Origin of the sequence: Vibrio salinus, assembly GCF_021272385.1 — a bacterium.
GTDB classification, from domain to species: Bacteria; Pseudomonadota; Gammaproteobacteria; order Enterobacterales; family Vibrionaceae; genus Vibrio; species Vibrio salinus.
In genome coordinates, this window is record NZ_JAJSDZ010000005.1 from 114,404 (window position 1) to 127,030 (window position 12,627).

The 12,627-nt window shown below is 37.3% G+C and carries 12 protein-coding genes; 9 read left to right on the forward strand and 3 right to left on the reverse strand.

Annotation, left to right across the window (positions count from 1 at the left end; genetic code table 11):
• The 3 genes from LRQ06_RS00670 to LRQ06_RS00680 all read left to right on the forward strand — a co-directional run bounded on the left by LRQ06_RS00670 (window position 1) and on the right by LRQ06_RS00680 (window position 3,409).
• The gene (locus LRQ06_RS00670) at window positions 1-2,106 is read left to right on the forward strand and encodes a phospholipase effector Tle1 domain-containing protein (RefSeq protein WP_232764515.1); all 2,106 of its coding nucleotides are present in this window, start codon (window positions 1-3) and stop codon (window positions 2,104-2,106) included.
• On the forward strand, window positions 2,090-2,860 hold the full coding sequence (locus LRQ06_RS00675; RefSeq protein WP_232764516.1) for a DUF2931 family protein: 771 nt from the start codon (window positions 2,090-2,092) through the stop codon (window positions 2,858-2,860). The genes LRQ06_RS00670 and LRQ06_RS00675 overlap by 17 nt, the downstream gene beginning before the upstream one ends.
• A gap of 90 nt (window positions 2,861-2,950) precedes the next feature.
• The gene (locus LRQ06_RS00680) at window positions 2,951-3,409 is read left to right on the forward strand and encodes a hypothetical protein (RefSeq protein WP_232764517.1); all 459 of its coding nucleotides are present in this window, start codon (window positions 2,951-2,953) and stop codon (window positions 3,407-3,409) included.
• 121 nt (window positions 3,410-3,530) lie between these two features.
• Here the strand turns inward: LRQ06_RS00680 and LRQ06_RS00685 are convergent, their stop codons facing one another.
• The gene (locus LRQ06_RS00685) at window positions 3,531-3,923 is read right to left on the reverse strand and encodes a hypothetical protein (protein WP_232764518.1); all 393 of its coding nucleotides are present in this window, start codon (window positions 3,921-3,923) and stop codon (window positions 3,531-3,533) included.
• Window positions 3,924-4,530: 607 nt separating this feature from the next.
• Here LRQ06_RS00685 and LRQ06_RS00690 point away from each other — a divergent pair.
• Entirely contained in the window at window positions 4,531-6,237 is a 1,707-nt protein-coding gene (locus LRQ06_RS00690; protein ID WP_232764519.1) for a purine-cytosine permease family protein, read from the forward strand.
• A gap of 112 nt (window positions 6,238-6,349) precedes the next feature.
• On the opposite strand, the gene LRQ06_RS00695 is transcribed toward LRQ06_RS00690, so the two are convergent.
• Window positions 6,350-7,243, reverse strand: a complete 894-nt coding sequence (locus tag LRQ06_RS00695; protein WP_232764520.1) for an HD-GYP domain-containing protein — start codon at window positions 7,241-7,243, stop codon at window positions 6,350-6,352.
• A 172-nt stretch (window positions 7,244-7,415) separates the two neighbouring features.
• Here LRQ06_RS00695 and LRQ06_RS00700 point away from each other — a divergent pair, with 172 nt between their 5' ends.
• From LRQ06_RS00700 to LRQ06_RS00715, 4 genes are all read left to right on the forward strand, one after another.
• Window positions 7,416-7,634 (forward strand): VF530 family protein, encoded by a 219-nt coding sequence (locus LRQ06_RS00700; RefSeq protein WP_232764521.1) that lies wholly within the window; start codon window positions 7,416-7,418, stop codon window positions 7,632-7,634.
• A 67-nt stretch (window positions 7,635-7,701) separates the two neighbouring features.
• Window positions 7,702-9,105 (forward strand): ATP-dependent RNA helicase DbpA, encoded by a 1,404-nt coding sequence (dbpA, locus tag LRQ06_RS00705; RefSeq protein WP_373054800.1) that lies wholly within the window; start codon window positions 7,702-7,704, stop codon window positions 9,103-9,105.
• Between the two features lie 136 nt (window positions 9,106-9,241).
• The gene (locus LRQ06_RS00710) at window positions 9,242-9,409 is read left to right on the forward strand and encodes an entericidin EcnAB (RefSeq protein ID WP_232764523.1); all 168 of its coding nucleotides are present in this window, start codon (window positions 9,242-9,244) and stop codon (window positions 9,407-9,409) included.
• A 119-nt stretch (window positions 9,410-9,528) separates the two neighbouring features.
• Complete coding sequence (locus LRQ06_RS00715; RefSeq protein WP_232764524.1) at window positions 9,529-10,071, forward strand: OmpW family outer membrane protein; 543 nt, start codon at window positions 9,529-9,531, stop codon at window positions 10,069-10,071.
• Here LRQ06_RS00715 and LRQ06_RS00720 read toward each other — a convergent pair.
• The gene (locus LRQ06_RS00720; protein ID WP_232764525.1) at window positions 10,068-11,855 is read right to left on the reverse strand and encodes a cation:proton antiporter; all 1,788 of its coding nucleotides are present in this window, start codon (window positions 11,853-11,855) and stop codon (window positions 10,068-10,070) included. The genes LRQ06_RS00715 and LRQ06_RS00720 overlap by 4 nt on opposite strands.
• A gap of 242 nt (window positions 11,856-12,097) precedes the next feature.
• On the opposite strand from LRQ06_RS00720, the gene LRQ06_RS00725 reads away from it, so the two are divergent.
• Window positions 12,098-12,523 (forward strand): HIT family protein, encoded by a 426-nt coding sequence (locus tag LRQ06_RS00725; RefSeq protein WP_232764526.1) that lies wholly within the window; start codon window positions 12,098-12,100, stop codon window positions 12,521-12,523.
• Window positions 12,524-12,627: the final 104 nt, after the last annotated feature.

A 12,627-nucleotide genomic window follows, 5' to 3' on the forward strand; every position in this document is an offset into this window, starting at 1 on the left:
ATGAGTTCAGGAGTATCAGATCAACATTGCGTCCGTTGTGAAAAACTATCTCATTGGATTGAAATCCTTGTCAGAGACGAACATAACAAACCATTTAACAACATTCCCGGTATTTTAACCGATGCAGTTGGTAATCAACATAAAATCACATTAAATAGCTCTCCAATCTTGTTAACCCGTCTTGCTGCCGGAATAGTAACGTTAACACTGGATTACGATAAATGGATTACGGATGCTCAGGACAAAAAAAGAAAACCGAACCCAGATGAAGAACCAACGGCAGAATATGCACAAGGTTATGTCGGGTATAAAAAAACGTCTCCTAAATTCGTAAAAATTACGGCAGGAGATTTAACAGAAATTAAAAATTCTGATGAACATCCAGAGCAAAATTTACCGCAGCGACATCTGGCTGGTCAGGCAGAAACGTTAAAATTAGTCACAGATAAAAGCTATGTGCTGGAAGTCAGAGCATTTAATTATATCACGCTAAGAATTGGGGCTTTTTTCGATGGTACGGCAAACAATACTTACAGCGCGGAATGGGGTAAGAAACAGTTCGACGCCTATAAAAGCCGATGGCGGGCGTTGTATACTCAAGATAAAAAGCACCCATGCACTTATAGTCAGGTGGATAAAAATAAATTTAAAATTAAAAGTTTATCGAAAGCATGCTACACACTGCCACATGAAGACAAAATGTGGTTCTGGCAGGATGATGAGCGGGTCGAAGGCAGTGCCTCAAATGAATTAACGAATGTGCAGAAACTGTATCAGTTGTATGTTAAAAATGAATTTAATTCAAACTCAACCGCTTACGTCATATCCCAGTATATTACTGGGATTGGTACGGGGAATGAGACGGAAATTAAGCCCGCTGATGAATCTCTTCTTGGTAAAGGATTTGGTACCGGTGATTATGGTGTAATTGCCAAAACCACTGAAGGGATTAAACAAATTTCAGAGCAGTGTGACACAGCTTTGGATACCATTATTCGTGAGGGTATTTATGACGGAATTAATAAACTAGAGTTTGATGTGTTTGGTTTTAGCCGCGGCTCTGCTGCTGCGAGACATTTTATCAACCGGATTCTCATGTCAAAGGAAAACCCTTTAAGAGACCAGATTTTTGAAAAGGTAGGTAAGAAGCAACCTGATTTGGGTATGATTTCTGGCTTTGACTGGAATGATAATTCGTATGTTGAAGTGACCTTTGCCGGACTATTTGATACCGTCGCAGCGATTGTAGATTTTACCGATTTAGACTTTAGCCCACATAACGATGACAATGGCGATGTGAAATTATGGTTAGATCCTAACCGGGTATCTCGTGCCATCCATTTAACAGCCAATGATAATATCGAATGTCGAAAATGCTTCAGTGTCAATAAACTGAACTCCTCCGGCCATTTCCATGAATTTATCTTACCAGGGGCGCATTCAGATATTGGTGGCGGCTACCATTCAAAGATGTCTTATACAGACGATAATTATTTATTGCCACGTTTAGAGAAAAAACTCGTAAAACGTATTCGTTATCGATTAGATAGCCTAAGTACTACATATCTAGAAAGAAAAATTCGCAGCAAATTAGAAAAATACAAAAACATGGAAATCCAAGCCGGATGGCATGCTGATGATTTTGGAGAGATAGAAATAGAAACTCGCCGTATCAATAGTGAACATAAAGAAATGATTGGTTCATTATACGTTGACAGGGTTGTAGAAGGGGATTTATCAAGGCTGTATCTGAGGTTAATGTATGGTTTGGCTGAATATCATCAATTACCGATAAGTGATATTGACGAAAAAGATACTGATATTCGTGTTTGGGGTAATAACCAATATTTCCGTGTTCCTGATAAACTAACAAAACGCGGAGGTGGATTAATGAATTTTCAGTCATTATGTGATGAAGTTCTCTCACTAGCACAAATAGGGGAAATTGGCAGGTTAAAATCTAAGCTTGGCTCAACAGATTTATTAAAAGAGCTGATGTTATCTAACTTAATTCACCACTCTTCAGGAGATAATATTTCTGGTCACCCATTCGTTCAACATGGAATATATCAACGTACAAGGCATGATTGTGAAAAAAATAGTTAAATTTTTTACTTTAAGTATTGGGCTTATTTGTTTTGGCTGTACAAATAATTATTCATTGGCTCAAAGAAGTGATACTCCATCGTGGCGTGTGAAAGTAGCAAGGCCATCATATTATCCTATTAAAGCTATCGAAATTTATGGCATAAATAATCAAGAAGATTGGACTGTACCACTAATAGGGCTAGTTAGGGCAGGTAACAGCAGCTCTCTAAAAAGTGTCAGAAGATACTACGATAAGAATTATTATGATGGATATGGAATAGTACTCACTCCGTATCTTAATAGTACATTAGATCAACCAATGAGAAATTCAGTGCCGCCAGACAGTATGTATATCAAGTGGGTTTCTTTATTTGATAATACGCTATATTACACTAAAATCCATTTTTCTAATGATATTATGAAGTTTATGAATTATCGGGAACATGACGATTTGACTCATTCTGACTGTTACCATAACACAATAGTGTTAGGTTTTTTACCTAATGGCCATGTAAAAACTTGGTTGTATGGTTGTGGTAGATATACGTACATTAGTGATCAAGAGCCGGATAAAACTATCAAAACAAAAGTGCCTAATGAATATGATCCCAACGATTATACTTTTTATATTGATCCTTTAATAAAAAATGCAAAGAAAGAGGGGTCAAGTATTATTCCTGTTCCATGGGATAAAGTGGACAAGGTAACCATCCCACCTATAAATTATCGACTTGAAAATTTTTCAGATATCGATAAGACACTATTTCATTAATTAAAATCATATTCAACGAGCCGTAACTGGCTCATTTTTACTTTACGCGATTGCTTTGAATCGAGCGAAAAAAAGTCTTGGGATAAGTAAATGAAAAAGATGATTAGCTTTATTAGTTTTATTAGTTTTATTAGTTTTATTAGTTTTGGTACTTATGCATTAAATGATGAGGTAGTAATAAAAAAGGGGGGAATTTTAGTTCATCATCATAATATAAATCAAGCATTACAATACGATGTTGAACCTGAATTTTTGAAATATAAATACAGATTCGTAGACTTAAATAAAGATCATCAATTAGATCTTATTATTATTGAAATCAATGAGCCGAATAATACATCAATTGTCTTTAATAAATCAGGGATACTGTTTAGTAAAAAACCAAATCTGTATGATGATATAAGGTTGAGTAAAAAATTTAACTGTGCATTTTCAGATCAAAACATCACTCTATTTTATCCTGATAAATTAGAAAAAATTTCAAACAATGATAAAAGATATAATCTCTGGGTTGAGAGATGTGTAAAACTAAGCAGTATTTATAATTAATACTAGATTCTTATTTATATTTTGACTATAAGAAGCCATTTTCCTTAATTTCAACTCTGGGGATTAACTTTTAAACAAACAATCTAAATCCCCATATCCGTTAAATACTAGCTGATCAGGTTTAACATTGCACCAAGAACATGCAGATTTTCCGGTTTACCTTGTCCACCGGTAGGAACAGGTAAAGCTTTCCGTTTTGCATAGCAAGAGAAAATTCACCGGTACAATTACGACAATAAATTTTATTTCCCTCCTTGTTTTCTTTCTGTACAACGAGAACAGACCCACACATAGGGCAAACTTCAAAAAGAATTCCTTCATCGGAATGACCGATAATATGATCCAAAATTCCTTTCTCATCCAATGAAATAAAGACCTGTACCACATCTTTATCAAACTGTTTGGTTTGTTCTTCCACAAGAATAGGCATTGCTTTTTTCTTGGGCATACCTGCCGAATCAACAATGCTTGAATGGAACAACCAACAGTCTTTAAGATGAAACTCCCGTGACAATCCCGCCTTACGTTTCTAAGTGTTATACCATGGTAGATAATGCCGGTAATCATGATGATTTGGCCAAAGTTAGGACAACATTATGGATTGCAAAGCACCAATGAACTTGAATAAGGCTGGGTAGGACGGCGATTATCTATCTCGAGTCCTCTTTGGGTTAAGTATGCTCGCACCCTAAAGATACTGGTAAATAGAAAACTAAATTAAAATAAAAATCCATTTTATGTATTGCTTTAAAATATTGAACCATTATGTCATAAGTTATAAAAATAGTATAATTTGATGATATTTCCAATATCAATTTAATATAAAAGTTAAATTGAGTTTTTTATTGTATTTCTTTTATAAATATAAAAAATAAATTCAATAATAAAAGACAAGCTATTGATCACAAAATAATTTGTATTTTTAACCCAAAATACAAGCAGTCCTTTTTATGGACAAAACAATAAAACAATACGAAACAAATTATTATAAATAAAACAACAAAAGATATATGTTTATTTTAAATGCTTTAATATTCTGCATTGATAGGGAAACTAATATTTATATCATTTAAATAAATGAATGATTTTCCATCTAATAACATTATTAAGAGAGTCTGATTATGACGGAAACAACTATTGATACCGCTCTTACTGACACCTCGGCTTCACCAGCAGAAGAGGCAAGAGATAAGCCCATAGAAAATAAAAATCTTCTCGGGGCAGGCCATTTTATTGGGGCATTTTCCGGTGAACATGTCGCCGGAACCGAATTTGTATTTGGTGTAACCTTTGTAATGTGGGGCGCGAGAGCATTTGACGTTGTGGCAGGTTTATTACTAGGAAACATGATCGCTGTATTATGCTGGGCGTTATTATGTGCACCAGTTGCCACCAAAACACGTCTAAGCCTTTATGCTTTTCTTGAAAAAGTTGCGGGATCAAAATTCTGTGCTTTATTTAATTTAATAAATGGTTTGACTTTTTTGCTTGTAGGCGCAGCGATGGTCACCGTTTCCACCTCCGCTATGCGGGTATTGTTTGGTATGAAGTTTAATGCCGCCTGGTATCCGGAGACGTTTGGTTTTGCCTTTCTGGCATGTTGTATTGGCGCTATAGTGGTTTTATTGGCCGTAGCAGGCTTTAGACGTCTATCTCAATTTGCCAGTATTTGTGCTCCGTGGATAACTTTATGCTTTGCTATGGGAGGAATGCTGGCTTTCCCATACCTTGCTTATGTCACTTTAGGACAGGATTCTGTCTCTTTGTCACAGATTCCTCACATTGCCAAGGAGTTTGTATGGACGGGAGTAACGCCTGATGGCCGACCTTCAATAACACTATGGGAAATTGCTGCATTTGCATGGTGTTGTAATATTCCGCACCATTTAGCAATGGGCGATATGAGTACTCTACGTTTTGCCAGAAAAAGCTGGTACGGTTTCTTCTCTGCATTTGGTATGTTTATCGGTCACACTCTTGCATGGTGTATGGCAGGTTTAATGGGAGCACTTGCCGCAACTGCACTGAAAGAAAATATTGTTGCTATTGACTCCGGTGATGTTGCTTATCAGTCATTAGGCTTAATTGGTATTTTGGCAGTACTCCTGGCTGGCTGGACAACTTCTAACCCAAGTTTCTACCGCGCCGGTGTTGCATTTCAGGCATTAACTAACAGTCCGTCCAGAACAAAAACTACTATTGTTGCCGGTGGTATCGGCATGGTTATAGGATGTTTTCCATTTGTATTCCAATACTGGATGCCAATTACTAACTATGTAAACCTGTTAAGTTTGCCTATCGGTGCAATCTTAGTTGGTGAGTTCTTTATTCTTCCTAAGCTTGGTGTAGCTCGCTGTTGGAATGAAATTAAAGGTCAATCATTAAATAAACCGGCCGCTATTACCTGGGGGTTAACTGTTGTATTAGCATACGCTGCTGTACTTGGTGGATATATTGATTTATTCTTCGCCTTCATTCCAGCATTTGTTTTCGCTTTGGTTCTTTATGTGGTACTGGTGAAAATGGAAGCGGGAAATATTACCGCTGATAAAGAGACTCTTTATATTGCACCTCCATTTAAAGAATCTGATTTAGATGAATCTGAACAAGAAGCTAAACAGACTCCATTTGATATAAAAGTAGCCAAATGGATTACTATTTTGTCACTGGTTGTTCTTGCTATTATGTGTATTAATACATTTAACTTCCATGGCAATTTCCTGACTAAGTTAGAAAGCTTTAAATCAATGGCAATTATTCCAACTATCATTTATTTTGCTTCAGCTTTTTATTATGTAACTAAATCAAATAAAGGCGAAGAAGAATAATCACATTAGTTAAAAAGTAGTAACTAAATTTATCGCTGGCTTCTTATTGGTTTTATCAATGTAAGAAGCCAGTTTTTTATTCCCATCCACAGTATTTAAGTATAAAAGGCTTCTAAATCCCTATATCTGTTAAATATTGGCTGGTCTGGTTTAACATTGCGCCAAGAATATGCAGATCTTCCTGAGCAATCAGATCCTCCGGTTTACCTTGTCCACCAGTAGGAACAGGTAAAAGCTTTCCGTTTTTCATTGCAAGAGAAAATTCACCAGTACAGTTGCGACAATAAATTTTATCTCCTTCCTTATTTTCTTTCTGAACAACGAGAACAGGACCACACATAGGGCAAACTTCAAGAGGAATTCCTTCATCGGAATGACCGATAATATGATCCAAAACTCCTTTCTCATCCAATGAAATAAAGGCCTGCACCACATCTTTATCAAACTGTTTGGTTTGTTCTTCCACAAGAATAGACATTGCTTTTTTCTTGGGCATACCTGCACGATATGGTCTTGAACTGGTCATAGCATCAAAAGCATCACAAACACCGATGATCCTGGCCATTTGAGAAATATCTTTTTCTTTCAAACCATGAGGATAGCCTTTTCCGTCGGGCCTTTCATGGTGTGAAAGAACGGCATCTTCTACTAAATGAGAAAGGGGGTGTGTACTTAATAATTTATGACCCATGGCAGGATGAGTTTTAATAATGTCATATTCCTCATCCGTTAAACGTCCGGTTTTATTTAAAATTTCATCTGGAATGCTTATTTTCCCCAGATCGTGCAAAAAACCACCTAAACTAATGATAACAGACGTCTTTTCATTCAGTTCGAGTTCATTGGAAACCTCATAAGCAAATCTGGAGACCCGCCATAAATGACCGCCGGTATAGGGATCCCGAGCCTCAACGAACCATGCCATTGTCAGTAATGTTTTAACCAGTTCACTCTGTGTGCTTGAAAAAGATGACGAAGAAGAGAAAAGACGCTTTATCCCAAACATATCACGTTCTGCCTTATTATTCTTATATCAATAAATATTACTATAGGTCAGGATAGTTAATTTCGCTCAGAGAGGAATTAAACTACTTTGTAAGCCACCCTATACCAGAAAATTTTGCTATAGTGATTCGAAATATTCAGAATGATAAAGACTCCATCCCCGGGAACAAACAATGAGCACTCAGCAACCCAATAACCCATTACACGGTTTAACACTAGAAAAAATATTAACCCGACTGGTTGAACATTATGGCTGGAATGGCTTACATCAGCACATCAAAATAAATTGCTTTCACAATGATCCTTCTATCAAGTCCTCTCTTAAGTTTTTACGTAGAACACAGTGGGCGAGGGATAAAGTCGAAACTTTGTACCTGAATACCTTTTCTTGAGTTCATTATTCATATCTTGTCATTAAGACAACTGCTACAATCTGCGCCTCAGTATTTTCTCCTCATAATGACAGTAGGAAACACCTTGAAATCGAACACTGAATTCTGCGCACTAAAATTAAACCCATTACTGGTCCGTACGTTATCCGAACTGGGCTTTAACAAAATGACACCCATACAGAAAGAGGCATTACCGCTGATTCTCGACGGAAAGGACATCCTTGCGCAGGCAAAAACAGGTTCAGGAAAAACAGCTGCATTTGGTCTGGGAATTTTGGATCATCTTGATGTGAAACGTTTTCGTGTTCAGTCATTGATATTATGCCCAACCCGTGAACTGGCCGATCAGGTAGCAAAGGAACTACGTAGATTTGCCCGTGGTATTCATAATATAAAAATTCTGACACTTTGTGGTGGTGTCGCTATCGGACCACAAATTGGCTCACTGGAACATGGTGCTCATATTATTGTCGGAACTCCCGGAAGGATTCTGGATCACCTGAACAAAGGCAGGTTAAACCTTGATAATGTAAAACAATTTGTACTTGATGAAGCAGACCGTATGCTGGAAATGGGCTTTACAGATGCCTTAGATGACATAAACAGATTCATGCCTTCAGTAAAGCAAACCTTACTATTCAGTGCTACTTTTCCTGAATCTGTTGCCCAGATAGCAAGAGATTCAATGAACAACCCGGTCAGTGTAAAAATAGAAGATCAACAAAACTCGTTAAGCATAGAGCAAACTTTCTATTCGGTAACTGATTCTGAAACCCGGCAAACAGCAGTAAAAACATTGTTACTACAAGAACAACCTGAAAGTGCCGTTGTATTTTGTAACACGAAAAGAGAAACACAGGAAATGGCAGACTATCTTGAGGTGGTCGGATTTAATGTTAAAGCCCTGCATGGGGACCTGGATCAACGACAACGAGACCAGGCACTAGCATTATTTTCATTAAAATGTATTACCATCTTAGTAGCTACTGATGTTGCCGCTCGCGGGTTGGATATTGATTCCCTTGATCTAGTCGTCAACTATCAGTTAGCCCATGATCCGGATACCCATATACATCGAATAGGGCGAACCGGCAGAGCTGGAGAAAAAGGGGCGGCTCTGAGCCTTGTCGGCCCTAAAGACGAAACCAAATTAGCGTTACTTGAAGAGAGAATAGGGATTCAAACATTATGTCCAATTCCTAAAGACAATTTGCCTAATCACTCAGTTTGCCAAGCCTCTATGAGTTGTATTCGAATTGAAGCAGGGAAAAAACAAAAACTTAGGCCAGGGGACATTTTAGGCGCTTTAACTGCCGGAAAAGATATCTCGGGTAAGAATGTTGGAAAAATACAGATACATGACATCTGGGCCTATGTCGCTGTTGAAAGGGCTTTAGCCAAACTTGCGTTAGAAAAAATTAATAATGGCAAAATGAAAGGAAAAAGTTTTCATGCCAGAATTATGTCGTGAGTGTTATTATTACTCAGAGTTGACACAAGATTAAACACCCAAAACGAATACAATGATAAAAGTGAATCTGGACGACTCATTTTTATCATGTGTCTTCACATTATTATTCAGTCAAACAATCGGTCAGGAAAAACTGATGAAAAGTGTTATCACTGTTATTACTTTCACTCTGCTATTAAGCGGATGTTCAGAAACCTGGAAAGGAATGAAAAAGGATTCTTCAGAGATCTGGAATGACACCAAACAAACGACAAATGATGTGGTTCAGGGAACAAAAGAAGCCATTCATGATGCAACAGAGTAAACCGGCACCAGTTGAGTAACAGATAGACCGATAAAGTTGAATTAGCGTTTCTTCAGACAATACTCCGGTTTTACAACTATACTTAGTGGAATAATTAAGTATTATTCTTGGGGTGTTGCATGAAAAAAATTCCATATATGATTTCTTTGGTATTCGTGACATCCAAATATGCTTTTGGATCAGCGGGTATCAATCGCATTGATCATTACACTGTAACAAGTCATGTCAACCACAACTCAGTCGTAGCTCAATATCACTTTCAACATTATAGCTATTCTATTACCCCTTATACAGGGGTCGGCTACAGCAGTAATGCCGAAAACCATTATGAAGAAGAAGATCTGGATCAGGATCTGTTTTTTAGCACATACATCCCGGTCGGAATAGAAATTGAAAAATACATACACAATTCTGCGTGGAAGATTAACTTAAAATATGAATATAACTTACTGACAAGCAGTGCTATATACGCTTCATCGGGGCCATCAGACGGAAACAGAACTCAGCTTGCACTAAGTTTCATCCATACTCCTGTTTGGGGACCTTTCAGTCAGGTGGCAATTACCCCTTATTATCAGTATCAACAATTTGATAATATCGATGACTTGCCTGATGCCGGAAATTTAATTGAATATGGCATCTCTATTCATGCCCGTTTTTAAGCTTCTTTCACTAAAGAGATAAACGTTTCCCCATCTTTTGGCTTTCTGCCGCCAATTTCATAACAAATGTGAATTCGATTTTTTTTATCAACAATAAAAAGCGGTAACACAAAATCATCCTGATATTCGGATAAATAATCATCATAGCTAAATGTTTCATTAATTTTTGTATGACGAATTTCGGCGCCCTGATTAAATAAACTGGCAAGCTTTTTATAACTGACCTGTCCACCAAGAAAAGACAAACCATGATACTCTTCTGCCGCCCGGTGCTTATCTGCATTTTTGACATTGGCGTTGTCATGAAGGCAAAAAACGCTTTTGTTATCAAAATCTCTGACTAACCGCATACAAGCCATAATATTAAAATGTTTATCAGGAGTAACGGCCAGAACATGTCCCAAACCAATAAGATTCAAATATTCTTCTGCATGATTGGAAATAGCATTCCCGAAATAACATTCAAGACCATCCATCCGTGCTTTACGAATATAATCCCAGTTAGAATCTGAAAGCAAAACCCGACAATCGTACTTTTGAATTGCTTTTGCTATTTTCCGGGCAACCGAATTGGCGCCAATGATGAGAAAACCTCTGGGAGCCGGTTCGGCAACGTCCAGAAAGACAGCAAGAGGACGGGCAGTTGCACTTTGAAGTACAACTGTCCCAATAATTACCATGAATGTGAGTGGAACCAGTAAGTTAGATTCTGCAATTCCTATTGAATTCAGTTTAATCGCGAATAATGATGAAATGGATGCGGCAACAATACCTCTTGGGGCCACCCAGGATAAAAAACTTTTTTCTTTTCGGCTGAGTTTACTTCGGCAGGTAGCAATCGCAATAGATAGGGGTCTGGAAAGAAACTGTATAACAACAAAAAGAAACAACGCATTCCATCCCAGGGCCTGAAAATCAGTTAATTTGATACGGGCAGCAAGTAATATGAATAAACCGGTAATGAACAGAATGGTCAGATGCTCTTTGAAATGAAGAATGTTCCGGATATCAACACCCTTGGTATTCGCCAGCCACATCCCCATTATTGTTACGGATAACAACCCTGACTCCGGTTCCAGAACATTGGAAGCAGCAAAAACACCCAAAACAATCGTTAAAACGGCAATGGGCTGTAAATAATCAGGTATCCAACCTTTTCTAAGGGCAATACCGACACAAAAACCCGATAAAATCCCAAAAGAAAAACCAACAATAAGAATCAAAACAAAAACATGAAGGCTATGTGCTTCACTACTCGAGATGATAAATTCATAAACGATAACAACAAGTAGTGCCCCTAAAGGATCGATTAAAATACCTTCCCACCGAAGAATATTGGAAAGATTGATATTAGGTCGGACAGTACGAAGAAGAGGAACAATAACAGTAGGGCCGGTAACAACTGTTAAGCTGCCAAACAAGAGCGATAGTTCCCAGTTAAAATCAAGCAAAAAATGCGTGGCGAAACTTGTTATTGTCCAGGAGATAACCGAGCCTATCGAAATAATGCTCCATACGGTGTTACTGACTCCGCGAATCTCTTTTAAATTCAAAGTTAAACTGCCTTCAAAAAGGATAACCGCAACAGCAAGAGATACTAACGGGAATAAAAGATCACCCAAAATTTGCTGAGGATTCAGTACTCCCAAAACAGGCCCTACAACAATCCCGGCGACTAATAAAAACAGAATAGCAGGTAGCTTTAACTGCCAGGCCAGCCACTGGCAACACAATCCGATGATACCGATCAATGCAAGACTAAATGCGACAAGTTCCTGATTCATTTTTAGGATCCTTTTATTCATTCTTCGCAGTATTAACTCATTATAATGTTGAACTTTTTTTACTGGCAGTTCCAGATGAGATTTAAAATCTCATAGAAAAAATAGCTCTATTAATTCTTTGTGGCACCTGATTAATGAATTTTTTGTTTTATTAAAAGTTTGACATGAAACATATATTTCGTAAATGTTAAATGATATGGTTTGTTTCATCGTTATTAGAACTGACAATCAGAGGATTTAAAATGGATAATAGCTGCTTATATTGCGCTAGAGATGAAAGACTGAGTAATTTGATGTATGAAGTCGCTGATTTGAATGTTTCAACATTTTTCTTTTTCAAAGATCAAACATATAAAGGTCGTTGTGTCGTTGCCTATAAAGGACATGCAAAAGAGATTAGCAATATTCCTGCAGAAGATTTACCTCTATTTGCAGAAGATCTTGCAAAAGCAGTAAAAGCGATGGAGACAGTCTTTAATCCAGACAAAATTAACTATGGCGCATTCGGAGATAAACTGCCGCACCTGCATTTCCATCTGGTACCGAAATATGAAAATGGCCCAAGCTGGGGTGATGTATTTGCTATCACTCCTGATCCTAAAGTTCATCTTACAGAAGAAGAATATCAACAATACATTTCTGAACTAAGAGCAGCTTTAAACGCTTAGAACAATTTAAATTACAATTAATGCTCTGTTAGTAATATTTAATCGCACTTGTACTCTCTGGCTGGTGCGATTTTTTTAGCAATTTATTTGTCACAGAATATTTG

Bases quoted from the DNA above. Each gene is read 5' to 3' on its own strand.
- LRQ06_RS00670 (WP_232764515.1), top strand. From the start codon at position 1: ATGAGTTCAGGAGTATCAGATCAACATTGCGTCCGTTGTGAAAAACTA.
- LRQ06_RS00680 (WP_232764517.1), top strand. From the start codon at position 2,951: ATGAAAAAGATGATTAGCTTTATTAGTTTTATTAGTTTTATTAGTTTT.
- LRQ06_RS00690 (WP_232764519.1), top strand. From the start codon at position 4,531: ATGACGGAAACAACTATTGATACCGCTCTTACTGACACCTCGGCTTCA.
- LRQ06_RS00695 (WP_232764520.1), bottom strand. From the start codon at position 7,243: ATGTTTGGGATAAAGCGTCTTTTCTCTTCTTCGTCATCTTTTTCAAGC.
- LRQ06_RS00700 (WP_232764521.1), top strand. From the start codon at position 7,416: ATGAGCACTCAGCAACCCAATAACCCATTACACGGTTTAACACTAGAA.
- dbpA (WP_373054800.1), top strand. From the start codon at position 7,702: ATGACAGTAGGAAACACCTTGAAATCGAACACTGAATTCTGCGCACTA.
- LRQ06_RS00710 (WP_232764523.1), top strand. From the start codon at position 9,242: ATGAAAAGTGTTATCACTGTTATTACTTTCACTCTGCTATTAAGCGGA.
- LRQ06_RS00715 (WP_232764524.1), top strand. From the start codon at position 9,529: ATGAAAAAAATTCCATATATGATTTCTTTGGTATTCGTGACATCCAAA.
- LRQ06_RS00720 (WP_232764525.1), bottom strand. From the start codon at position 11,855: ATGAATCAGGAACTTGTCGCATTTAGTCTTGCATTGATCGGTATCATC.
- LRQ06_RS00725 (WP_232764526.1), top strand. From the start codon at position 12,098: ATGGATAATAGCTGCTTATATTGCGCTAGAGATGAAAGACTGAGTAAT.